This is a genomic window from Halomonas sp. GFAJ-1 (genome assembly GCA_002966495.1).
Classification (GTDB): Bacteria; Pseudomonadota; Gammaproteobacteria; order Pseudomonadales; family Halomonadaceae; genus Vreelandella.
The window spans coordinates 3122434-3143302 of sequence record CP016490.1 but is presented as its reverse complement, the minus strand read 5'-3'; the positions used below and the strand labels follow the sequence as shown (position 1 = coordinate 3143302).

Sequence of the window (20869 nt, the reverse complement as noted above, 5' to 3'; positions counted from 1 at the left end):
CTGCCCATATTCCCTTGGTTTCCCCCTGCTCGGTCAAAAAAACACGCTGTGCGGGTGAGCACAGTGAGCAAGGGATTCAATATGTTAAACCGTCTTCACGCCCAATCGCTGGCAGCATTTACGCTGGCTGCGCTACCTATGGCTGTTCAAGCACAGTCGCCAACCCAGCCGCAGGCAGCTTCAACTTCCTCCCATTCGCTTAATCCTGTCGTGGTTACCGCTGCACTAGCCCCGCGCACGGCTAATGAGAGTCTTTCATCGGTCACCGTGCTGGATGAAGCCACGTTGCGCCGCCAAGACCCTGTTAGCATCACTGACCTATTTCGTGGCCAGCCTGGAGTTGATGTCTCCAGTGACGGAAGCTTCGGTAAAAACAGCAGCGTGTTTATCCGCGGCACTGGCAGCGCGCAAAATGTACTTCTGATTGACGGCATTCGCCTGCGTTCAGCCACCACTGGCGGTGCCGCTTGGCAATACTTAGAGCCACGCATGTTCGACCGCGCTGAAATTGTACGTGGCCCCCGTGGCAGCCTTTACGGTGCCGATGCCATGGGCGGTGTGATTCAGCTCTTTACCCCTGAAGGCCGTGAAGAGGGCCCGCAGCCGCGCATCTCCTTAGGCGGTGGCTCGTTCAATACCCAGCGGCTAAGTGCGGGCATTAGCGGGAGAGAGGGCGGCACTCGTTACAGTTTCTCCGGCAGCCATCTTACGACCGACGGGCAGCCCGTGCGCCGTGATGGTGACGACAAAGGCTACGACAATACTTCAGCGCTGGCGCGAGTCTCTCACACCTTCGATAACGGAGCTGAAGCTGGCGTGTTGGCGCTGCGCGCACGTGGTACCACCGAGTATGACGAAAGTGGCTCGTTGGCCACGACGGACTATGTGCAGCAGGTAGCCGGTATTTATAGTGAGTTGCCGATTACCGACAATTGGCGTAGCCGTTTGACACTTAGCGAAGCACGCGATGAGAGTGACAACTATGCCTATGACTCTATTCTCGACACGCAGACGCGCACGGCCCGCTGGGAGAATACGTTTAGCGCGGGTGCCCATGAGCTGATAATCGGCGCGGAGTATATGAACGATAGTGTGGCCGGTAGTACCACAGGGAGCAAGCCTTGGGATGGTCCTTATGACATAGAGGATCGCGATAACAAGGCTGTTTTCAGCCAAGCGCTGCTCGATTTCTCCCCTGTTGCTGTCCAGGCCAGCCTGCGCTTCGACGACAACGAGGCTTACGGTGACGAAGTGACCGGCAGCTTGGCGCTGGGTTATGACCTGGATGCCCAGCACACGCTGCATGCCAGCTACGGCACCGCCTTCAGAGCGCCAACGTTCAACCAACTCTATTGGCCTGGGTTTGGCAATCCCGACTTAGAGCCAGAAACCTCCGAAACCGTTGAAGTTGGCGTGCGTGGCCAGTTCGACAGTTGGTTTTGGGATGCGGCGCTTTACCAAACAGACATCGATAATTTGATAACCGGCCAGGGGCTTCAGTTTAACGTGCCTGAAACCCGCATTCGTGGAGCAGAGCTGGCCGCTGGTGTGGAAGTCAGCGATTGGACACTGGCAGCTGCGCTGACTTACACCGACCCTGAAAACCGGCTGACTGGTAAGCGTTTGCAGAACCGTGCCTCTCAAAGCATTCGCTTAGACGCGGATCGTGAACTAGGCGAGTGGTCGGTAGGCGGCTCTTGGGTAGCTCAAAATCACCGGTACCGTGATGCGCAAAACCAAGACCGTTTGAGTGGCTATGGTCTGGTGAATCTTCGCGCAGGGTGGCAATTTGCTCCGCTGTGGAGCGCCCGTGTCACGCTGGAAAACGCGCTTGATCAAGACTATGTGACAACGCGCTCGTTTGATGGCGCTGACTACATCAACGCAGGCCGAGCAGGGTTCTTAAGTGTTCACTTTGGCCAGTAGCCAACGTAGGTTGATGCGCGGGGCCTTGGGCCTCGCGTTTTTGCTCATAACCATACCCGCCCAGGGCCACGACCATTCACGCTGCGTGGTGGATGATCGTGACCGCGAAGTATGCCTGCACAACGCTGCGCGGCGTATTGCCACGCTTTCCCCAGGGGCAACGGAACTCACCTACGCCGCAGGCGCAGGTGATCACGTTGTAGCCGTGGTGAGCTACAGCGACTACCCCCCAGAAGCTAAAGAGGTTGCGTCGGTGGGGAGCCATACGCGGATTGATTTAGAAGCCCTAGTGGGGCTTGCACCCGATTTAGTCATCGGCTGGGTAACCGGTAACCCCGCCGAGCAGTTAGAAACGTTAGAGGCCTTGGGTATGCCGGTGTTTTATATCGAGCCCCGCACGGTGGAAAACGTTGCCGATACCATTGAGCGCCTAGCGCACCTAGCGGGCACCGAAGCCGCCGGGCAGGTCGTTGCCGATGAGTTCAGAGCAGGGATGGCCGAATTAACCACACGCTACGCTGAACGCGAGCCAGTACGTACATTCTACCAAGTGTGGGATGAACCATTGATGAGCGTTAATGACGAGCATCTCATTGGCCAGGTAGTTCAGCTGTGCGGCGGCGAGAATGTGTTTGGCGATCAGCGGCGATTAGTGCCACGGCTGGACGACGAGGCCGTGCTGGCCGCCAACCCGGAAGCCATCATTGCCGGGGGCATGGGCGAAGAGAACCACCACTGGCTGACCCACTGGGAGCAGTACTCGAACCTCACGGCCGTTGCAGAAGAGAGTCTCTATTTTGTACCGCCCTCCCTCATTCAGCGGCCCACACCGCGCTTGCTGGAAGGCGTGCAGATTCTGTGTGACAAACTCGAACAATCCCGCCAGAAGCGCAGGGCCTCATAGTGGCCGCGCGCCTGTGGCAACCCCTTGGCCTACTGGTGTTGATTGCCATGACCGCTATGCTGTTCGCCTTAGCGGTGGGCAGTGCGCAGCTTTCCATTGGTCAACTTTGGGCGGTGGCTCAAGGGCAGGGCGACGCACTGGCGCGCACCATGGTGATTGATTTACGCCTGCCCAGAGCGCTTTCCGCCTTTGCGGTGGGGGGGCTTCTGGCAGTGGCGGGGGCGTTGATGCAGGTGCTGTTGCGTAACCCGCTTGCGGACCCTTACGTGTTAGGGCTTTCCGGCGGGGCATCCATTGGCGCGTTGGCGGCCATGCTGGCAGGCGTGGGCGGCGTGTTGATTTCCGGCTCGGCGTTTGCCGGTGCGCTGTTTTCGACGTTTTTAGTGTTTGGCCTTGCCCACGGCAGCGGTGGCTGGACGCCTTCACGGCTGCTGCTGACGGGGGTGGTGGTGGCTGCAGGCTGGGGCGCGGTGATTACCCTGATGCTTGCGCTAAGCCCTGCCGAGCGGCTGCCGGGCATGCTGTATTGGCTAATGGGCGATCTCTCCTACGCCCGCACCCCGTGGCCACCGTTGCTGCTTTTATTAACGATTTGCATTGTGCTTGTACCGCTTGGGCGAAGCTTGAATGTGCTGGCCCGCGGCCCACAGCAGGCGGCCGCGCTGGGGGTGGATGTGCGCCCGCTGGAGTGGGGTATCTATATCGTTGCCAGCCTACTCACGGCGGCAGCGGTCACCACCGCAGGTAGCATTGGCTTTGTTGGCTTGGTGGTGCCGCATCTGCTGCGCCTGCTGCTAGGCAACGACCAGCGCTTAATTTTACCGGCCTGCGCCCTGGCAGGGGGCACTTTGCTGGTGCTGGCGGATACGCTCGCCCGCACCATGATTGCACCGGAACAGCTGCCCGTGGGCGTGATTACCGCGCTATTAGGCGTGCCCACTTTCTTGTTTTTGCTCTACCGGAGCCGCTGATGAGCGACCTTTCTACCCGCGACCTCATCATCGACGTGCCCGATCGCGAAAGTGGCACGGCGCTGAACCTTACCCTTGAGCCGGGTCAAGTTTGGGGCGTGTTAGGCCCTAACGGCGCAGGTAAAACCACGCTGCTGCACACGCTGGCAGGGCTGAATGCCCCACGGGCTGGGCAGGTGCTGCTCAATCAATCACCGCTTACTCAACTGCGCCGCCGCCATATCGCCCGTGAGCTTGGCTTAGTGTTTCAAGAGCGCCTGGATGGCTTTCCTGCCACGGTGCTAGAAACCGCGCTGATTGGTCGTCACCCCTACCTTTCTTTGTGGCAGATGGAGGGGGCCGATGACTACGCGCAGGCTGAAGCGGCACTGGAAAGGTTAGATGTAGCGCACCTCCGCGACCGTTTGGTGAGCACACTTTCCGGCGGCGAACGTCAGCGGGTGGCGATGGCCACGGTACTCACCCAAGCGCCGAAGATTTGGCTGGCAGACGAACCCACCAACCATCTCGATTTACATCACCAAAGCGCGGTGATGGCGCTAATGGCGGAGCAGGCCGCCCAGGGGAGTGCGGTAATGATGTGCCTGCATGATTTAAATCTAGCCGCCCGCTGGTGTGACCACATTCTGCTGCTATATCCCAACGGTGAAGCTTGCTGGGGGCGGCGAGACTCCATGCTGGTGCCCAGTGCACTGGAAAGGCTCTACCAGCAGCGCTTAGCCACGGTACAGGTTGAGGGTGCGCCGGTGTTTGTACCTATTCAGTAACACCTGACGTCTCGATAAATTCAAAAAGCTTGTAGTTGACAAGCGTGTGTAAAAGAGGAAAGGTCATGTTGCAAGGTGAAGCGCACGCGGCGTTAATCAGCGCCCCCGGTTCTGGCCAGGGAAAATCCATGGTAACGGCCGCTTTGGCAAGGCTGCACCGTAATGCGGGCCGCACTGTGCGGGTGTTCAAACACGGCCCCGACTACCTAGACCCCATGGTGCAAGAGATCGCCTCCGGCCAGCCGGTCTATCAGCTTCACCCCTGGATGACCGGCGAGCACGAATGCCGCTGGCGCTTGGCGAAAGCCGCCCAAGAGGCCGACGTGATTTTGGTGGAAGGCTCCATGGGGCTGTTTGATGGTTCGCCCTCCAGCGCTGATTTAGCCATCTTGGCAGGCATCCCCGCTTTGCCGGTCATTGACGCCTGGGGCATGGCGCAAACCTTCGGCGCGGTGGCCCAAGGCCTTGCCAACTACCACCCGGATCTCGCTATTCACGAAGTGATTGCCAACCGTATCGGCAGCCCCGGCCACGGCAAACTGCTGGATGAGAGCATGCCGGAAGGCATTGCGCTGCTGGGCGCGATTCCTCGCCACGATGCCATGAAAATCCCCGACCGCCACTTAGGCTTGGTTCAAGCCAGCGAACTCAGCGGCCTGGACGCCCAGCTAGATGCCGCCGCCAAGGTGCTAGAAGAGGCCGGATTAGGCCGCCTACCCAAAAAAGTGACGTTAAGCGCTGACGCCCCCACGCCCGCCCCGCAGTACCTAAGCGGTGTGCGTATCGCCATCGCCAAAGACGACGCCTTTGCATTTATCTACCGCGCGAATCTTGATGTATTAGAAGAGATGGGCGCGACGCTGCACTTCTTCTCACCACTCCATGGCACTAAGCTGCCAGAATGCGATGCCCTATGGCTACCCGGCGGCTACCCAGAACTGCACGCCGCCCGCTTCAGCGCCAACCAGCCCATGTGCGACGCGATAAGCGCCCACCACCGCGCAGGCAAACCCATACTCGCCGAGTGCGGCGGGCTAATGAGCTGTGTAGAGCAGTTGGTGGATGGCGAAGGCACAAGCCACACGATGATGGGGCTGCTGCCCGGCACCGCCAAAATGGCCGGTAAACTCACCGCGCTGGGGCTACAAAGCCTGCACACCCAAAATGGCGAACTGCGCGGCCACACCTACCACCACTCGCTGCTGGAAACATCCATGCAGCCGCTGGCCCGCACCCGCAAACTGGCAGGCAGCGAAGCCGAACCTATCTACCGAGAGGGCGCGCTGGTAGCCAGCTACTTCCACGGCTATTTCCCCTCTGCCCCCAAGCTGGTCGCGGATATTTTTACCGAGCAAACACTGCAAATCGCGACCCAGTAATTTTTTTGGAATGTTTTTTCATAAAGCGTATGTGGGCTATGATAGGGCGGCTAAATACCCACATTTACTATTAAGGAGCCACCATGAGCTTTTACGTATACCTTTCCGGCGAGATTCACACTGACTGGCGTGAAGAGATCCAGCGCGGCGCAGAAGCGGCAGGGCTGGATGTAGTCTTCACCGCACCCGTGACCGATCACGACGCCTCTGATGCTGCAGGCGACCACCTGGGCAAACCGGAGAACGGCTTCTGGCGCGACCACCAGTCTTCTAAAGTGAACGCCATCCGCACCCGCACGATGATTGAACAGGCGGATTTGGTTGTTGTACGTTTTGGCGACAAGTACAAGCAGTGGAACGCCGCCTTTGACGCAGGCTACTGCGCGGCACTGGCCAAGCCTTACATCACGCTGCACAGTGAAGAGATTGTTCACCCGCTGAAAGAAGTCGACGCCCAAGCACAAGCCTGGTGCACCACCACCGATCAGGTCGTGGAAACCCTGCGCTACGTGCTGAAAGCGTAGCTCGTAAAACGTAGAACACCCCAAGGAGACCCCATGCGCGAAAATGCCAAAACCCCGGAACGCCATGCCCAGCGCATGGCGGCCAAGCAAAAAATCATGAACGAGCGCATTGCCCGCGCCGATAAAGAGCAGGGCATCTTGCTGGTGCTCACAGGCCCCGGCAAAGGCAAAAGCAGCTCCGGTTTTGGCATGCTCGCCCGCGCCCTAGGCCACGGCATGAAGGTTGGCGTGGTGCAGTTTATTAAAGGCGCGTTCAGCACCGGCGAAGAAGCCTTCTTCCGCAACCTGCCCAACGTGGACTACCACGTAATGGGCGAAGGCTACACCTGGGACACCCAAGACCGCGAACGCGACGTCGCCGCCGCCAACGCCGCCTGGGAACAAGCCAAGCGCATGCTCCAAGACGACAGCTACCACATGGTACTGCTCGACGAACTCAACATTGCCCTGCGCTACGAGTACCTCGACCTAGACCAAGTCCTCGACGACCTACAAGCCCGCCCCGAGATGCAGCACGCCATCGTCACCGGCCGCTACGCCCCCCAACAGCTCATTGAGCTTGCCGACACCGTCACCGAAATGAAAGTGGTCAAACACGCTTTCAAAGACCAAGGCATCAAAGCCCAGAAAGGCATTGAGCTTTGAGTGTGAGGAGTGAGTTGTAAGATACGGAAGCTCCTTACCGCTACGGCTGGGAGGAGTAGTGGTGGCAGGGCGCTGTAGTGCGAGCCCTTCCCCATGCTCCCCTGCAGCCAAAAACTGCGCGAGCTCAATATTTTTTGCAGCATCACGTGACCTAAGCCAAATTTATCAATAAAGTATGATTAAATCGTAAAAACGAGCCGGCACGCGAATTTTGGGTATGCTGCCAATTGAGGAGCGTAACCTTTTAAAACAGTGGTTTAAAAATTTTGAGAGGGCTATATAACATCAATAAACGCGCAGTCACGTTCAATGGTGTTATGCGGCAGGCTATATAATCACTGTTATGCACAATTATGGATAGCAAAATGAGCGATGATAGCAATCAAAGAAAAATAGACGTCACATCTACAGCTATTGAGAAAGGGATTGATGTTGCAAAGGGATTTATTGACAAGCTTGTTTTGCCGCCAGCTGAAGAACTTGGCCTTCTGATAAAGGATCAAATCTCACTCTGGAGATTCAATAATCAAGTTCGAATTCTGAATAAGGCAAAGGCAGTATGCGAGAAGAACAACGTAAGCGTTAAGGCAATTCCTCCGAAGCTTCTCTGCCCATATCTAGAGCATGCATCTTTGGAAGATGATGATGAACTTCAGGATAAGTGGGCAATATTGCTAGTAAATATGGTTGATTCTCAACAAAACATTCAGAATCACGTGTTTCCGTATATTTTAAGTCAGTTATCAAGTGATGAGTTCAAACTTCTTGAGTCGGTTCTTATTGAAAAAGAAAGAAGAGTGTCAGAGTTAGAAGGGGAGTTGTCAGAGTTCTTGGAAAATAGGTCAGCGATAGAAATCAGACTTAAATCCGAGGTTGATGAAATCAGCCAGAAACTGCAGAGTTTGTCACCAGACGGGAAGCAGGTTTATTCAGCAGAGGCCATGGAGTTGAGGTCTTCGGCTCGATCAAAGGAAAGAGAGATTCGTTCCCTTGAATACAAGGAATTTATGCTCAGGAGGCAAATTGCAGCGCCAGAAAGTATTCCAGAGAAGAACATTAAAGAGTTCGAGATTGCCAATATAATTCGGCTTGGGTTGGCTAAGGTTGTCTATGAGGCAAGTGCTGGGACCCATAGCATAGAAGTGCCGATTGGTGATCGAGACTCATCTTACGCATCTGTAGACTTTGATATTGAAATCGACACAGACACATCAACGATTCTCACAGAGTTGGGTGAGCTCTTTATTGATGCCTGTCGGGAGAAAAATGCATAACAATTTGCTGCACTCGGAAAAATTACTCGCTGCGCTCCTAATTTTCCGGTGAGCAAGGCGTTATACATCAAGAGGGAGCGTTGCAAAAATCCGTCAATGACGTATATTGGTAATTATGTTCACCATCATTGAAACCCCCACATTCGAAGCGGATGCCAGCAAAATCTGGACGGCGGAGGAGCGAATTGGCTTCTTCGCCTGGCTGGCGGCTAATCCTGAAGTGGGTGATCCCATTCCAGGCAGCGGCGGATGTAGAAAAGTTCGCTGGTCGATAGCGGGTTCTGGAAAGCGCGGTGGCGTGCGCGTCATCTATTTCACCCGGTTGGCAAATGGTGAAATTTGGTTGTTGGTGATCTACAAGAAGGCCGTTCGGGAGAATATACCCGCGCATATCCTGAAGGCGATTCGTGAGGTATTGGAAAATGAGTAAAGAGATGCTTCTTAGCGCTGAGGAGCTTGGCAACAAGCTGCTTCAATCAGTTAAAGAAATGAAAGCGGGCAAAACCGCACGGGTTAGCCATGTTGAGCCTAATGAGGTGGCAGAAGCGAGAGGGAAAACTGGCCTTACGCAGCGAGAGTTTGCCGAGGTGTTGCATATTTCTCCGCGTACGCTTCAGGAATGGGAGCAGGGGCGGCGCAAGCCGTCTGGGCCAGCCAAGGCGTTAATCGAGATTGCTTTTCGTCATCCTGAAGTCATTCGCGAGGATTTCGGGCTTAGGCGTTAATAAACCGCTCAACGGTAAAATTCTCGTTTATTGTGACCAAAGAAATTCAGGCCTTATTGAGAGCCTTAGCGTAATCCACTACTCAATGCGCCCATTAGCTCGGAATTGATTATTGGCGTATTAGCTCTGTTTTCCAACCAACTTTTCCACCGCACCCCTACACGTTCGCGATTCCAGAACCTGCGGGAAATCTGTTGTTGAGTGGCCAACAACAAACACCCAAATTTAAAAGGCAATCCACCCTACCATGACCCGCAAAACCCTAAGCCTAAAAACCAAAAGGCCAACAGAGCCCAAACCCACCGAAAAAGTCGAAGACCTATCCTCTAACGACCCCATAACACGCTTCCTAAACGGCACCGCCATCCATCCTTCCCCACGCCTGTATCTAGCGCCGAGTGATCAGCCGCGCACTGTGCGGGCGATGGATTTGATCACGCCCATTGGTATGGGGCAGCGGGGGTTGATTGTGGCACCGCCGGGTTCTGGCAAAACGACGCTGTTAAAGCATATCTGCCAAGCCGTGGCCGAGGCTTACCCGGATATAAAGTTGTATGCCTTGCTGATTGATGAGCGCCCGGAAGAAGTCACCGATTTTAAGCGCAGCGTGTCGGCTGAAGTGCATGCCTCGTCGTCCGATGAAAGCTACGCGAACCATGTGCGGATGGCCGATCAGCTACTAGATACAGCGCGCAAGCAGGCAGGCGAGGGGCACGATGTGATGATCGTGATCGATTCACTCACAAGGCTTTCGCGGGTTCATAATGCCGAGCAGCGGGGCAATGGGCGTACCATGTCGGGTGGGCTGGATTCCCGGGCGATGGAAATCCCTCGCAAACTGTTTGGCGCGGCGCGAAAAATCGAAAACGGCGGCTCGCTCACCATTCTGGCCACCGTGCTGGTGGATACGGGAAGCCGTATGGATCAGGTGATTTTCGAGGAGTTCAAAGGCACGGGCAATATGGAGCTAGTGCTATCACGGGACGTGGCTAATCAACGGATTTTCCCGGCGATCGATATTGCCAAAAGCAGCACCCGCCGTGAAGAGCTGTTGATCGATGCAAAAGATACTGAAAAAGTACGCACACTGCGCAGAGCGTTAACACCGCTTAAGCCCATAGAAGGCGCGCAGAAGCTGCTTGCACTGTTGGAGAAATACCCCACGAATGCCGAGCTGTTGGATGCCTTTTCACCGGCTGAGTAGAGGAGAAGCTCACCTCTGAAACGAATACAAGAGTGAGCTTCTTTGTTAACGCTTAACGGCTGCTTTTTTTGACGTGGTTTAAGTTAGACGCGGGCACGGTTTTTTTAACCGGGAAGCCTTCAATTTCTTTGCGCTCAATTGTATTTTTCAAACGCTTTTCAATTGCGCACAGGTTTTTAAAGTCACTGATATCGACCAGCGAGATGGCTTCACCGGAGGCACCCGCACGGCCGGTGCGGCCAATGCGGTGGATGTACTCTTCTGGCTGGAAAGGTAAGTCGTAGTTCACTACACGGCTGAGTTCACCAATATCCAGTCCCCGAGCGGCGACGCCCGTAGCTACTAGGTACTTCAGTTCGCCCGATTTGAACTGATCCAACACTTTTTCACGCATGGCCTGGCTTCTGCCGCCATGGATGGAATCCGCTTGGATGCCGCGTTTTTCCAGCTGAGCCACCAGCTTGGCGGCGCTGTGTTTTTTCTCGACAAAAATCAGCGCCTGATCCCACGCTTGCTGGTTGATCAAGTGGCTCAACAGGGCGGACTTGGTGTCTTTGTCGACCGTGATCAGCCACTGTTTGATCGTGGCGGCGGCGCGGACATTGGGTGTAATGGAAATGTCAGCCGCCAAGTCGGTCATTTTGCTGTCTGAAAACGCGTGGGCGATGGCGCGCACGTCGTTGGTCATGGTGGCCGTGAACAATAGGTTCTGCCGGTTCTCCGGCAGGCGCACGATGATTTTGTGGATATCATCGACAAAGCCCATGTCGACCATTCTGTCCGCTTCGTCCAGCACCATGACTTGCAGTTCATCAAAGTGCAGCGCGCGCTGATGCGCCAAATCCAGCAGCCTGCCCGGTGTGGCGACCAGAATGTCCACGCCTTCGATTAAGCGCTCTTTTTGCGGCGCGGTATCCACGCCGCCATACGCGGCCATTGAGGTGAGTTGGGTATGCTTTGAGTATTGCGCCACACTGGCTTCAACCTGAACTGCCAGCTCGCGGGTCGGCACCAGGATCAGCGCACGAATGCGTTTGCCGCGCAGCGGTTCGGCTGTTTTACTGAATTTTTCCAGCAGTGGCAGCACAAAGGCAGCGGTTTTACCTGTGCCGGTTTGTGCGGTGGCGATTAAGTCTTTACCCGAAAGAATGACAGGAATCGCTTGTTCCTGGATGGGCGTGGGTGCTTTGTAACCGAGTTCAGTAATTGCTTGAACGAGTGGGCTGGATAAGCCTAGTTTTGAAAAGGGCATTAGACGCTCTGACAAAGGGTCGTAAGGGGTGTCGAAAATAAAAAGTGGTGCAGTATAGCGTAAAAGCACCCCTAGGAAGGGCCTCATTACCCCCCCCACCATAAAGCCATAAATGACCGCCCCGGGGGCCATCCCTAAGGGGTATAATGTCGCCGGTTGCGGTGAAGTGACTGTGTTACAAACGTTGGCGTTCAGCAGATTTGTTTTACTTGTTACTGTTTTTTAAATAGAGAAAGGTAGTGGTTAATGATTAATACCAAAATATACAAGGCAGTTTACGAACTTGCTGAAAAGCTGATGAAGGCCGCCGCCAAAGATGATCGCGCCACCTTTGAAGCGCTGTATGCCGAGCTACAGGCGATTTGCAGCGAGCATGAAAATACCGATAAAGATCACCCAGAGCAGTGGGAAACCTTGGCGGACTTCACCGAAGAGCTGGAAGATGCGCTGGCCCTCTACGAAAAAGCGTTAGCAAAAGCCAGTGCGATAGATTCGAAAGACCATCTGTCATCCATCGGTTTTTCCATGGCAATGTTGCAAGTGGAGCTGGGCCAAACAGACGCGGCTATCAAAAACCTCCAAGAGGCAAAAGAGAGCGCACGTCGAATTGAAGACAACGAATTGAAAGCAGAAATAGATGAACTGCTTGAAACGTTAACTGCAGGCTAAACTGCTTTCTTGATGTACCAACCACTGATGACAGACACAGGTTCAGCTAACAGCTGATGGTGTTGAACATACCTAAGACTAGGGGCTCGCTCTTGACCAATAACGATATTTTTCGCCGTATTCGCTATACCTTTGATTTAAAAGATAACACCATCGTGAATATCTTCGCTCTTGCAGAGGTTGAGGTGACACAAGAGCAAGTAACCGCTTGGCTGAAAAAGGATGAAGATGACGCCTTTGTCACAATGAAGAACAGGGAGCTGGCGTCGTTTCTGAATGGCTTTATCAGCTTTAAGCGGGGTAAGCGCGAAGGCCCGCAGCCCGCGCCGGAAGCGCAGTTGAACAATAATATGGTGTTCCAGAAGCTGCGTATTGCGCTGAATTTAAAAGCGGATGACATTTTAGAGATTTTTGAGCTGGTGGGCTTGCCCTTAAGCAGTCACGAGCTAAGCGCTTTTTTCCGGAAGCCCAGCCATAAGAACTATCGCGAGTGCAAAGACCAAATGCTACGTAACTTCCTGCTCGGCGTTCAGCGTCAGCTACGGCCCAACGCCGAGAGTTAAAGTGCTAAAAAGCTAGCGCCTCACGCAAGCGAAAATCGCATTGCCAGAGGCGTTATCCCACGGCGAGATGGTGTCGTAGTTGTGCTCAAACACATGCACCTCGAAGTAAGGCGCCAATAGGGCGCTTAATTCTGCAAAACTCACTGCCACCATGGGGTGCTCGTCATTCCAAACCTGCGTCTCTTCATCGTTCGTTTTTTCGATACTCAGCCTGAGTGACTGTCTTTCTCCGTGCCCGCAGTAATGCCAGCCAGAGCGAAAGGTAAAGGTATTGTTTGCCTGCTTGGCGGTGTGTTTAACGCATAAACCGTTGTCGATTTTGTCTTTATCGACGGCATTAAAATAGAAGACGCCGCCTGCGTTCAGTGCGCGTTGGGCGCTGGCAATGCACGCCGTTAGCTTTTCAATACCATCGTTATAATGGATTGAGTACAAAAAGCAGGTGATGAGATCGAGGGGTTCGTTAATCTCAAAGGTGCTCATATCTTGCAGCGAGAAGTGCGCTTCTGGGCAGCGCTTGGCGGCGATATCCAGCATCGGTTGGTTAATGTCTAGCCCACTACTGGTATAGCCCGCGTCGATAAAATGGCGCACATGGGGGCCGGTACCACAGGCTAAATCCAAGTGGGTGGTGCCACCGTTGCCAAATATCTGATGCAGCCTGCGGATGGCGTTGCTTTGCGCTTGATAGTCGATGTCTACGCACATCAAATCGTAGTAGCCAGAAAGATCAGTATAAAGTGCGTTGACAGACATGGTCGCCTAGTGATGGAAGCTGGAATAAAAGGGATGGCGCATAGTAAACGAGCGGGTAGGAATTGAGAAGCGAGGGCGGGACGACGGCTAAAGAAATCCGGCTACTTCCCGATAACACCTCACAGGTAGGTAATCTTAACGTCACCACAAGAGCCCGCTATGCGCAAACTACTTGCCCTTTGTTTTACAACGCTATTACTCACTCTTCCGGCCTATGCTAAAGCTTCTGTGCAGGCGGCCGAAGCGGCTGCGCTGGCATGGTTAGCGGCGGTAGATAGAGGGGAATACCAGCAGGCGTGGGATGAGGCATCGCCGCTGCTACAAGCGCCACTTTCTGCGGCTATGCTTCAGCGCACTATTTCGCTGTCCCGGCGGGACTTTGGTGCAGCGGAAACGCGACGCCGTGTAAGGGTATCGCAATATACGTCTATGCCCGGTGCTCCACGAGGGGACTATAAGGAGTTCACGTTTCAAACACGTTTTGAAAATAACCCCAGGGTTATGGAGGTGGTAACGCCCCACCTTGAAAACGGCACTTGGCGCGTTAGCGGCTATTATATCGAATAAGGACAGGGCAGACGTGGCGGAAGATACAATAGCGCCGCTAATCCAGCGGCGCCAACTCAACCAGTAGTGGAAACAGCTGAGTATAATGATTGAAATAGAACTGCTTAGACAGCGCTATTGGGAGAGTTACTGAGAGAGTTATTGAGAAAGCTGATCCGCAAAATCATGATTAGTGTCGCGGTGGTCTGCTTCATCCGCCCTTACTGCAACCACCACCTCACGCAGCCGAGCATCCTGAGGCAAGTTCCAGTAGTCGATAGCAATTTGCGGAGCGGGAATGTTTTCGTATTCGCCGCGATCAATCCCTTCTAGGTACTCGGTGTAGCTATAAACGGCTTCCTCTTCTAAGTAACCCACTACCCGGTGGGCAGTTTTGCTGGAGCAGAGGTAAAGCAAGAAAAACAGGTTAAAGAAAATACCTTGCGCCAACATAATAATGAAACGCTCAAAGCGGTTAGGTTTGGCCACTTCGATAAACGTCATCAAGTGCATACGCTCATTTTCAGCTTCATCCAGCAGCGTACGAATCCAGCCGTCGTCATCTTTAATTCGCCGCAGGGCATGTAGATGCTGAATGGCGCCTCCTACCATACCTGGCACCGCGGCCACGGTTTCTAAAATTACCGCTCGATGGCCATAGCGGCCTGCAAAAAAAACATCTGCAAAAAAGCGCATAAAGCGTACTAACCGATATGCAATGCGGTCAGAAAATCCGCGCGGTTGATAGTGGGTCTGCTTCGTGTCGCTTTCGGTTGAACGGTCGTTGGTGGTGCGCATCATTATGTTCCTTATCTGAATTTATCTGGTAGTACGACTTCTGTATAAGAGTCTGGTTCACTCAAAAAGGATAAACAGCGTAAGAATTAGTGCTTACTTTTACTTAATTTATGGCGAGTCCACCCAGAGGTGCTACGTTAAAAAGAGGTTCTGATATTAACAGCTGCTTTCCGGTTCCTACATGCTGTATAGGTTTTGTGAAACTAAGCGGTGTGGTAGTGGTCACTGTTGTAAGACTTAGGTGATGGCGCGAAGCGCGAGGAGCGATCATGCAAGCCTTTTCTCTCAAATCGCACTGGCTCTGGATGCTTCTCGCTGGCGTCATCATGGCCACATCGTCTTTTACATGGCAGGCGATGGCGCAAAATAGTGGTGGTAAGGCACTGGTGCTCAACATTGAGGGTGCCATTGGGCCTGCAACGAAGGATTACTTTGGGCGTGGCCTTCGTCGGGCTCAAGAGCAGAACAGTGATCTGGTTATTGTTGAGTTAAACACGCCTGGCGGGCTGGTTGAAACTACCCGTGACATGATCCAAGCCATGCTCAATTCCGAAACCCCCGTGGTTATGTATGTGTCGCCAAGCGGCGCACGCGCGGCAAGTGCTGGCACCTATTTGTTATATGGCAGCCATGTGGCGGCCATGGCACCTGCCACCCATTTAGGGTCGGCAACGCCAGTGCAAATGGTTGGCTCTGGCGTTGCTAGCGGGGAGGAAGACACAGACGAAGGTGATGCAAAAGAGTCTGAGCGTGAAGGCAGTGCGATGGATCGAAAGGTACTGGAGGACGCCGTTAGCTTTATTCGGGGCCTGGCCGAGCGCCACGGACGCAACGCAGATTGGGCGGAAGAAGCGGTACGCGACGCGGTGAATCTCACTGCTAATCAAGCACTAGAGCAGAATGTAATTGATGTTGTCGCAAAAGATATCGACGACCTGCTCGCGCAGTTGGATGGTATGACGGTGGTGATGAAGCGGGGAGATGTCACATTAGCGACGGAAAACCTGATCGTTGAGCGCTTTGACCCTGATTGGCGTACCCAACTGCTGTCATTGATCACTAATCCTAATATTGCCTACTTCTTAATGATTATCGGTTTTTACGGGCTGATTTTCGAACTCTCAAGCCCTGGTAGCTTATTTCCCGGCACCATCGGCGTTATTTCGCTGCTATTAGCGCTTTTTGCCTTTCAGGTTCTGCCCATCAATTATGCGGGCCTTGCACTGGTCTTGGTGGGGCTAATACTGATGGTGGGAGAAGCGCTACTACCCAGTTTTGGCATATTAGGGGCAGGCGGTATTGTAGCCTTTGTGCTTGGCTCGGTCATGCTGATGGATGCTGAATACTTGGCTATTTCGCTACCACTAATCGGTGGAGTGGCGCTACTTTCAGCAAGTTTGATGCTATGGACACTCACTCGGTTTGCCACACTGCGTAGAAGGCCTGTGCACAGTGGGGCAGAACAGCTGATTGGGGCGCACGCGGTGGCGTTAGATGACTTTAATATTCAGGGCCATGTGCGCCTGCACGGCGAGCGCTGGAATGCGGTGTGTGATGTGCCCGTTAAGCAAGGCGATACCTTAAAGGTAGTAAGGCTTGATGGGCTAACCGTGCATGTAACGCCCTCTTAATCAAAACCAACGGCGAGACGAGGTGTGCAATGATGCTTTCATATTTGGTTCCCGTAGTGTTGGTAGTGATGCTATTCGCTGCCTCTATTCGTATTTTACCGGAGTATAAACGTGGGGTTGTGTTTTTCCTTGGGCGGTTTCAAACGGTGAAAGGACCAGGGCTTGTCATCGTGATTCCTGGGGTTCAGAAAATGGAAGTCGTGGATTTGCGCGTTATTACCATGGATGTTCCAGAGCAAGACGTTATTTCCCAGGATAACGTGACGGTTAAAGTGAATGCAGTGCTCTACTTCCGTGTAGTAGACCCTGAAAAAGCGATTATTCAGGTGGAGAACTTCACTCAGGCTACCAGCCAGCTGGCGCAAACGACCCTTCGCTCAGTGCTGGGTAAGCATGACCTTGATGAAATGCTTTCAGAGCGGGATAAGCTTAACGATGACATTCAAGAGATCATCGACACCCAGACCGAAGCATGGGGCATTAAGGTCGCGAACGTTGAGATCAAACACGTCGATCTAGATGAGAGCATGATTCGCGCCATTGCTCGCCAAGCAGAAGCTGAGCGGGAGCGTCGCGCCAAAGTAATTCACGCAGAGGGCGAGCTGCAAGCGTCCAAAAAGCTAGTGGAAGCCGCCAATGTGATGCAGGAAAACTCTGCCGCACTACAGTTACGTTACCTGCAAACCATGAGCGATATGAGCAATAAAAATGCTTCAACCATTATTTTCCCGCTACCCATGGATATCATGGAAGCGTTTAAAGATATGAAGGCACATAAAGCGACAAGGTCGAATAATACACAAGACGATACATAATGCTTGCCGCCAGCGCTGACCCTTCAACAGCAGGTCTGCTAAGAGGCTAAGCGCAGTGCGAAGCCAATTAGCAGCGTGCCAAATACCCAGTTCTGTATTTTTTGCTTTTTTTGATTGCCTGCAACCCAGCGCTGCATTTTTGCCCCAATGCAAGCATAAAACGCGTCATATATTAGCCCTACGCCCACCAGCATGGCCCCTAGCAGCGTGAATTGAAGTGCAACCGCACCTTGTTCTGCATGCACAAACTGGGGCAGTAGCACCGAGCAAAAAAGCAGCGACTTTGGGTTCAGTAGATTGGTCAGCAGTCCGCGCCGCAAGGCCATGTAATAGCTTCCTTTAAGCGGTGTTGAACCGCCCCGGCTTTACCGGAGACTCCATATCTTGAGAGGATGGAGTTATGAACTCACCAAAACGATATTCCCCAGAAGTCCGGGAGCGAGCTGTTCGATTAGTCCTTGAACAGCAAGGCGAATACCCGTCCAAGTGGGCGGCGATCTGCTCCATTGCCAGCAAGTTTGGCTGTACACCAGAGACCTTAAGAGCCTGGTGCAAACGCTCAGAACTCATGCAGGAAGATAGCTCGGTTAACCTGCCTGAAAATGAACGACTCAAGCAGCTAGAGCGTGAAAACGTCGAATTGAAGCGCGCCAATGAAATTCTCCGTAAGGCGGCTGCTTTTTTCGCCCAGGCGGAGCTCGACCGCAAACCCAACTGATGGTGTCATTTATCGACGAGCATCGTGCTCAGTTCGGGGTCGAGTCGATTTGTAGCCAGCTGCCAATCGCCCCATCGACGTATTACCACCACAAGGCACTTGAGACCGATCCTGAGCGGCGGGCAGATCGATATCGGCAGGATGCGCTTCTTACCGCTGAGATTCAGCGAGTGTGGGAAGAAAATTTCTGCGTCTACGGTGCTCGTAAGGTCTGGCGGCAACTCCGCCGTGAGGGCGTTAATATTGCTCGCTGCACCGTAGAACGACTCATGCGACGCCTGGGAATTCGCGGCGTAGTGCGAGGCCAACGCCCTTTCACGACGATCAGTGATCCCGGCCAGAAACGAGCACCTGATTTAGTGAAACGCGACTTTACGGCCATGCGTCCTAATCAGCTTTGGGTGGCCGATTTTACGTATGTCGCTACCTGGTCTGGCTTCGTTTACGTTGCTTTCGTTATCGATGTTTATGCACGCTGTATCGTGGGTTGGCGTGTAGCGACGTCGATGAAAACGGCACTGGTGCTGGACGCTCTGGAGCAAGCTCTGTGGGCACGAAAACACAGACAAGGGTTGATCCACCATAGTGATAGGGGAAGCCAATATCTCTCGATCCGCTACACCGAGCGTATGGCTGACGAGGGTATCAATGCCTCAGTCGGCACCACCGGCGACTCCTACGACAATGCGCTGGCCGAGACCATAATCGGCTTGTTCAAAACGGAGGTGATCCATCATCGTGGCCCATGGAGAGGGCTGGGTGCCGTTGAGTATGCCACGCTGGAGTGGGTTGACTGGTTCAACAATCGCCGACTACTGGAACCCATCGGAAACGTTCCACCAGCAGAACGAGAAAGGACGTATTATCGTCAACTGGAGGAGTCGGGTGAAGCTGCCTGACTCAAACAAACCGGTCTCCGGAATAACCGGGGCGGTTCAGTGTTGCGTGCTGTTTGGTACGGGGGCTAGGCCGTGCTCGGATAAGCTGCAAAGCTAGCCAAACCAAGTAGGCGGCACCGGCGTAGCGAACCACATCAAATAGCCACGGAGCCGCAATAAAAAGTGCTGCTAATCCTAACCCTGCCAAGGCGACATGCGCGCCTCTGGCAATTGCCAGCCCGAGCGCAGTAGCCAGCCCGTGGCCACGACCAAGGGTGCTGCTGGTATGCAGAACGAGCAGCATATCAGGGCCGGGAATTAGATAAACAATGGCTAAAGCGCCGATAAAAAGCCCGAGCTCCATGGCTGCGTCCTGTGAGTGCTAAATCGTCTTGAGAAGAGACTCATGGTAACGTTAAAGTGCTAAGCATTTTCTTGCCATTTACACCCATGAAAATTAATTTTTTAGTATTTTGTGCCAATTTTAATAATGGAAATACTCACATATGCCAAATTGCAAGTTGGATGCTACCGACCGCCGACTGCTTGCGTTACTCCAAGGCGATGCGCGTTTAACAAATGTAGAGCTAGCAGAGAAGGTGAACTTGTCACCGTCTCCTTGTTTACGCCGTGTGCGGCGCTTGGAAGAGAGTGGCATTATTCGCGGCTACCATGCAGAGCTTGATCGCCGAAGCGTTGGCTTAGAGTTAACCGTGTTTGTTGGTATTAAGGTGGAGCGACACCATGAAGAGCAGGCAAACGCCTTCCGCGACGCCGTGGTAAAGCTGCCTGAAGTAGTCACCGCTCACCTGGTATCCGGTGAATCAGACTTTTTGTTACAAGTGGTCGTGCCGAGCCTGACGGCTTACGACGCGTTTTTAACCAATACGCTGCTACGCTTGCCTGGAGTGAGCGATATTCGCAGCAACTTTGCGATTCAACCGGTGAAGGAGTACGGCATTTTGCCGCTGAAACAGTAAGCGATGCTCTTTTGCGCAAGATTCGGGTAGGACAAGCGGGCGTGGCTGGTTAAGCTTGGCGCATGCTCTGCGTTTAGGTGGGGACTCACTGTGACAGACTATGCCCGTATCGAGAAAGCCATGGCCTTTATGGTGGCGAATGCCACCCAGCAGCCCAGTTTGGAAACAGTGGCGGCGCAGGTACATTTGAGCGCGTTCCATTTCCAACGGCTGTTTTGCCGCTACGCAGGCGTGAGCCCTAAGCGCTTTTTGCAGGCGCTGACGCTGGCGCGGGGTAAGCAGCTAATTGCATCTGCCCAGAGCCTTACCGATACTGCCCAGGCATTGGGGTTAAGCGGCGGCTCGCGGCTTTACGATCATTTTGTCACGCTGGAGGCGGTGACACCCGGGGAGTTTAAGCGTCAAGGGCAGGGCGTCGAGATTGCTTATGGCGTGCACCCTACGCCGTTTGGCGAGGTGTTGGTGGCGGCGACTCCCAGAGGTATTTGCCGCATGGGCTTTCTTGCGGCGACACCAAAAGAGGAGATGCTAGCCCAACTAGCCGCCGATTGGCCCCGCAGCTCGCTTAACCACCAGCCAGACGCCACGCACCACGTGGTGGATGCGCTGTTTGAGCCTCAACAAAGCGCCGCGTCGGGGGCGCTACGGCTGCACGTTAGCGGTACAAACTTCCAGATTAATGTTTGGCGAGCGTTGCTTACCATTCCCGAAGGCCAGCTGGCCAGCTATTCCCATATTGCCCAGGCGCTTGGGGCACCTAAATCTTCCCGTGCGGTGGGCAATGCCGTGGGCGCTAACCCCATCGCGTTGTGGATTCCCTGCCACCGGGTGATTCAACAAAGCGGTGCTCTCGGTGGCTACCGTTGGGGCGTTGAAACCAAGCTGCAGGTGCAGGCGTGGGAAGCGGCCCGGCACTCCCCCTTGCTTGAACCGCACTAACCCTG

At 54.0% G+C, this 20869-nt stretch carries 23 protein-coding genes and 2 pseudogenes; 20 read left to right on the top strand and 5 right to left on the bottom strand.

Translation table 11 applies throughout. From position 1 onward, the window contains the following. The first annotated feature begins 81 nt into the window (after positions 1-81). The 11 genes from BB497_14180 (at position 82) to BB497_14130 (ending at position 10319) form a co-directional block, all read left to right on the top strand. On the top strand, positions 82-1926 hold the full coding sequence (locus tag BB497_14180; GenBank protein ID AVI63773.1) for a TonB-dependent receptor: 1845 nt from the start codon (positions 82-84) through the stop codon (positions 1924-1926). Positions 1927-1939: 13 nt separating this feature from the next. After that, positions 1940-2830, top strand: a complete 891-nt coding sequence (locus BB497_14175; protein AVI63772.1) for a cobalamin-binding protein — start codon at positions 1940-1942, stop codon at positions 2828-2830. Between the two features lie 11 nt (positions 2831-2841). Next, entirely contained in the window at positions 2842-3801 is a 960-nt protein-coding gene (locus BB497_14170) for an ABC transporter permease (protein AVI64362.1), read from the top strand. After that, complete coding sequence (locus tag BB497_14165) at positions 3801-4568, top strand: ABC transporter (protein AVI63771.1); 768 nt, start codon at positions 3801-3803, stop codon at positions 4566-4568. Before BB497_14170 ends, BB497_14165 begins: the two co-directional genes overlap by 1 nt. A 65-nt stretch (positions 4569-4633) precedes the next feature. After that, the gene (locus tag BB497_14160) at positions 4634-5947 is read left to right on the top strand and encodes a cobyrinic acid a,c-diamide synthase (GenBank protein ID AVI63770.1); all 1314 of its coding nucleotides are present in this window, start codon (positions 4634-4636) and stop codon (positions 5945-5947) included. Between the two features lie 83 nt (positions 5948-6030). Further along, complete coding sequence (locus BB497_14155) at positions 6031-6471, top strand: hypothetical protein (GenBank protein AVI63769.1); 441 nt, start codon at positions 6031-6033, stop codon at positions 6469-6471. Between the two features lie 33 nt (positions 6472-6504). Next, positions 6505-7116 carry a cob(I)yrinic acid a,c-diamide adenosyltransferase gene (locus BB497_14150; GenBank protein ID AVI63768.1) on the top strand — a complete coding sequence of 204 codons (612 nt, stop codon included), beginning with the start codon at positions 6505-6507 and terminating at the stop codon, positions 7114-7116. 365 nt (positions 7117-7481) lie between these two features. After that, positions 7482-8390: a hypothetical protein gene (locus BB497_14145; GenBank protein ID AVI63767.1), complete on the top strand. Its 909-nt coding sequence runs from the start codon at positions 7482-7484 to the stop codon at positions 8388-8390. A 115-nt stretch (positions 8391-8505) separates the two neighbouring features. After that, entirely contained in the window at positions 8506-8820 is a 315-nt protein-coding gene (locus BB497_14140) for a transcriptional regulator (GenBank protein ID AVI64361.1), read from the top strand. Then, on the top strand, positions 8813-9115 hold the full coding sequence (locus tag BB497_14135) for a transcriptional regulator (GenBank protein AVI63766.1): 303 nt from the start codon (positions 8813-8815) through the stop codon (positions 9113-9115). Before BB497_14140 ends, BB497_14135 begins: the two co-directional genes overlap by 8 nt. A 247-nt stretch (positions 9116-9362) precedes the next feature. Then, positions 9363-10319 (top strand): transcription termination factor Rho, encoded by a 957-nt coding sequence (locus tag BB497_14130; GenBank protein ID AVI63765.1) that lies wholly within the window; start codon positions 9363-9365, stop codon positions 10317-10319. 52 nt (positions 10320-10371) lie between these two features. Here BB497_14130 and BB497_14125 read toward each other — a convergent pair whose 3' ends face one another. Next, positions 10372-11571 carry a DEAD/DEAH box helicase gene (locus tag BB497_14125; GenBank protein AVI64360.1) on the bottom strand — a complete coding sequence of 400 codons (1200 nt, stop codon included), beginning with the start codon at positions 11569-11571 and terminating at the stop codon, positions 10372-10374. 246 nt (positions 11572-11817) lie between these two features. Between BB497_14125 and BB497_14120 the strand changes: the two genes are divergently transcribed. Then, positions 11818-12240: a Replicative DNA helicase gene (locus tag BB497_14120; GenBank protein AVI63764.1), complete on the top strand. Its 423-nt coding sequence runs from the start codon at positions 11818-11820 to the stop codon at positions 12238-12240. 92 nt (positions 12241-12332) lie between these two features. Then, positions 12333-12803 carry a hypothetical protein gene (locus BB497_14115; protein ID AVI63763.1) on the top strand — a complete coding sequence of 157 codons (471 nt, stop codon included), beginning with the start codon at positions 12333-12335 and terminating at the stop codon, positions 12801-12803. Positions 12804-12815: 12 nt separating this feature from the next. On the opposite strand, the gene BB497_14110 is transcribed toward BB497_14115, so the two are convergent. Further along, entirely contained in the window at positions 12816-13559 is a 744-nt protein-coding gene (locus BB497_14110; protein AVI63762.1) for an SAM-dependent methyltransferase, read from the bottom strand. A gap of 159 nt (positions 13560-13718) precedes the next feature. On the opposite strand from BB497_14110, the gene BB497_14105 reads away from it, so the two are divergent. Next, positions 13719-14126 carry a hypothetical protein gene (locus BB497_14105; protein ID AVI63761.1) on the top strand — a complete coding sequence of 136 codons (408 nt, stop codon included), beginning with the start codon at positions 13719-13721 and terminating at the stop codon, positions 14124-14126. 138 nt (positions 14127-14264) lie between these two features. Here the strand turns inward: BB497_14105 and BB497_14100 are convergent, their stop codons facing one another. Continuing rightward, positions 14265-14903 carry an oxidase gene (locus tag BB497_14100; protein ID AVI63760.1) on the bottom strand — a complete coding sequence of 213 codons (639 nt, stop codon included), beginning with the start codon at positions 14901-14903 and terminating at the stop codon, positions 14265-14267. A 269-nt stretch (positions 14904-15172) separates the two neighbouring features. Here BB497_14100 and BB497_14095 point away from each other — a divergent pair, with 269 nt between their 5' ends. Beyond that, positions 15173-16534, top strand: coding sequence for a serine protease (locus tag BB497_14095; GenBank protein AVI63759.1), 1362 nt, complete (start codon positions 15173-15175; stop codon positions 16532-16534). 29 nt (positions 16535-16563) lie between these two features. After that, on the top strand, positions 16564-17349 hold the full coding sequence (locus tag BB497_14090) for a hypothetical protein (GenBank protein ID AVI63758.1): 786 nt from the start codon (positions 16564-16566) through the stop codon (positions 17347-17349). 38 nt (positions 17350-17387) lie between these two features. Here the strand turns inward: BB497_14090 and BB497_14085 are convergent. Next, positions 17388-17693: pseudogene (locus BB497_14085) on the bottom strand (lysine transporter LysE). A gap of 56 nt (positions 17694-17749) precedes the next feature. Between BB497_14085 and BB497_14080 the strand changes: the two are divergent. Further along, entirely contained in the window at positions 17750-18067 is a 318-nt protein-coding gene (locus tag BB497_14080; protein AVI63757.1) for a transposase, read from the top strand. Further along, positions 18067-18966 (top strand): transposase, encoded by a 900-nt coding sequence (locus BB497_14075; protein ID AVI63756.1) that lies wholly within the window; start codon positions 18067-18069, stop codon positions 18964-18966. Before BB497_14080 ends, BB497_14075 begins: the two co-directional genes overlap by 1 nt. Positions 18967-19015: 49 nt before the next feature. Here BB497_14075 and BB497_14070 read toward each other — a convergent pair. Further along, positions 19016-19309 (bottom strand): annotated as a pseudogene (locus BB497_14070) (hypothetical protein). A gap of 142 nt (positions 19310-19451) precedes the next feature. Between BB497_14070 and BB497_14065 the strand changes: the two are divergent. Both BB497_14065 and BB497_14060 read left to right on the top strand, forming a co-directional pair. Further along, entirely contained in the window at positions 19452-19925 is a 474-nt protein-coding gene (locus BB497_14065) for an AsnC family transcriptional regulator (GenBank protein AVI63755.1), read from the top strand. 90 nt (positions 19926-20015) lie between these two features. Then, complete coding sequence (locus tag BB497_14060) at positions 20016-20864, top strand: 6-O-methylguanine DNA methyltransferase (GenBank protein ID AVI63754.1); 849 nt, start codon at positions 20016-20018, stop codon at positions 20862-20864. The last annotated feature ends 5 nt before the right edge of the window (positions 20865-20869 follow it).

Bases quoted from the DNA above. Each gene is read 5' to 3' on its own strand.
- BB497_14090 (AVI63758.1), top strand. From the start codon at position 16,564: ATGATGCTTTCATATTTGGTTCCCGTAGTGTTGGTAGTGATGCTATTC.
- BB497_14065 (AVI63755.1), top strand. From the start codon at position 19,452: ATGCCAAATTGCAAGTTGGATGCTACCGACCGCCGACTGCTTGCGTTA.
- BB497_14120 (AVI63764.1), top strand. From the start codon at position 11,818: ATGATTAATACCAAAATATACAAGGCAGTTTACGAACTTGCTGAAAAG.
- BB497_14140 (AVI64361.1), top strand. From the start codon at position 8,506: ATGTTCACCATCATTGAAACCCCCACATTCGAAGCGGATGCCAGCAAA.
- BB497_14130 (AVI63765.1), top strand. From the start codon at position 9,363: ATGACCCGCAAAACCCTAAGCCTAAAAACCAAAAGGCCAACAGAGCCC.
- BB497_14160 (AVI63770.1), top strand. From the start codon at position 4,634: ATGTTGCAAGGTGAAGCGCACGCGGCGTTAATCAGCGCCCCCGGTTCT.
- BB497_14125 (AVI64360.1), bottom strand. From the start codon at position 11,571: ATGCCCTTTTCAAAACTAGGCTTATCCAGCCCACTCGTTCAAGCAATT.
- BB497_14135 (AVI63766.1), top strand. From the start codon at position 8,813: ATGAGTAAAGAGATGCTTCTTAGCGCTGAGGAGCTTGGCAACAAGCTG.
- BB497_14175 (AVI63772.1), top strand. From the start codon at position 1,940: ATGCGCGGGGCCTTGGGCCTCGCGTTTTTGCTCATAACCATACCCGCC.
- BB497_14075 (AVI63756.1), top strand. From the start codon at position 18,067: ATGGTGTCATTTATCGACGAGCATCGTGCTCAGTTCGGGGTCGAGTCG.
- BB497_14095 (AVI63759.1), top strand. From the start codon at position 15,173: ATGCAAGCCTTTTCTCTCAAATCGCACTGGCTCTGGATGCTTCTCGCT.
- BB497_14110 (AVI63762.1), bottom strand. From the start codon at position 13,559: ATGTCTGTCAACGCACTTTATACTGATCTTTCTGGCTACTACGATTTG.
- BB497_14100 (AVI63760.1), bottom strand. From the start codon at position 14,903: ATGCGCACCACCAACGACCGTTCAACCGAAAGCGACACGAAGCAGACC.
- BB497_14165 (AVI63771.1), top strand. From the start codon at position 3,801: ATGAGCGACCTTTCTACCCGCGACCTCATCATCGACGTGCCCGATCGC.
- BB497_14145 (AVI63767.1), top strand. From the start codon at position 7,482: ATGAGCGATGATAGCAATCAAAGAAAAATAGACGTCACATCTACAGCT.
- BB497_14155 (AVI63769.1), top strand. From the start codon at position 6,031: ATGAGCTTTTACGTATACCTTTCCGGCGAGATTCACACTGACTGGCGT.
- BB497_14150 (AVI63768.1), top strand. From the start codon at position 6,505: ATGCGCGAAAATGCCAAAACCCCGGAACGCCATGCCCAGCGCATGGCG.
- BB497_14080 (AVI63757.1), top strand. From the start codon at position 17,750: ATGAACTCACCAAAACGATATTCCCCAGAAGTCCGGGAGCGAGCTGTT.
- BB497_14105 (AVI63761.1), top strand. From the start codon at position 13,719: ATGCGCAAACTACTTGCCCTTTGTTTTACAACGCTATTACTCACTCTT.
- BB497_14180 (AVI63773.1), top strand. From the start codon at position 82: ATGTTAAACCGTCTTCACGCCCAATCGCTGGCAGCATTTACGCTGGCT.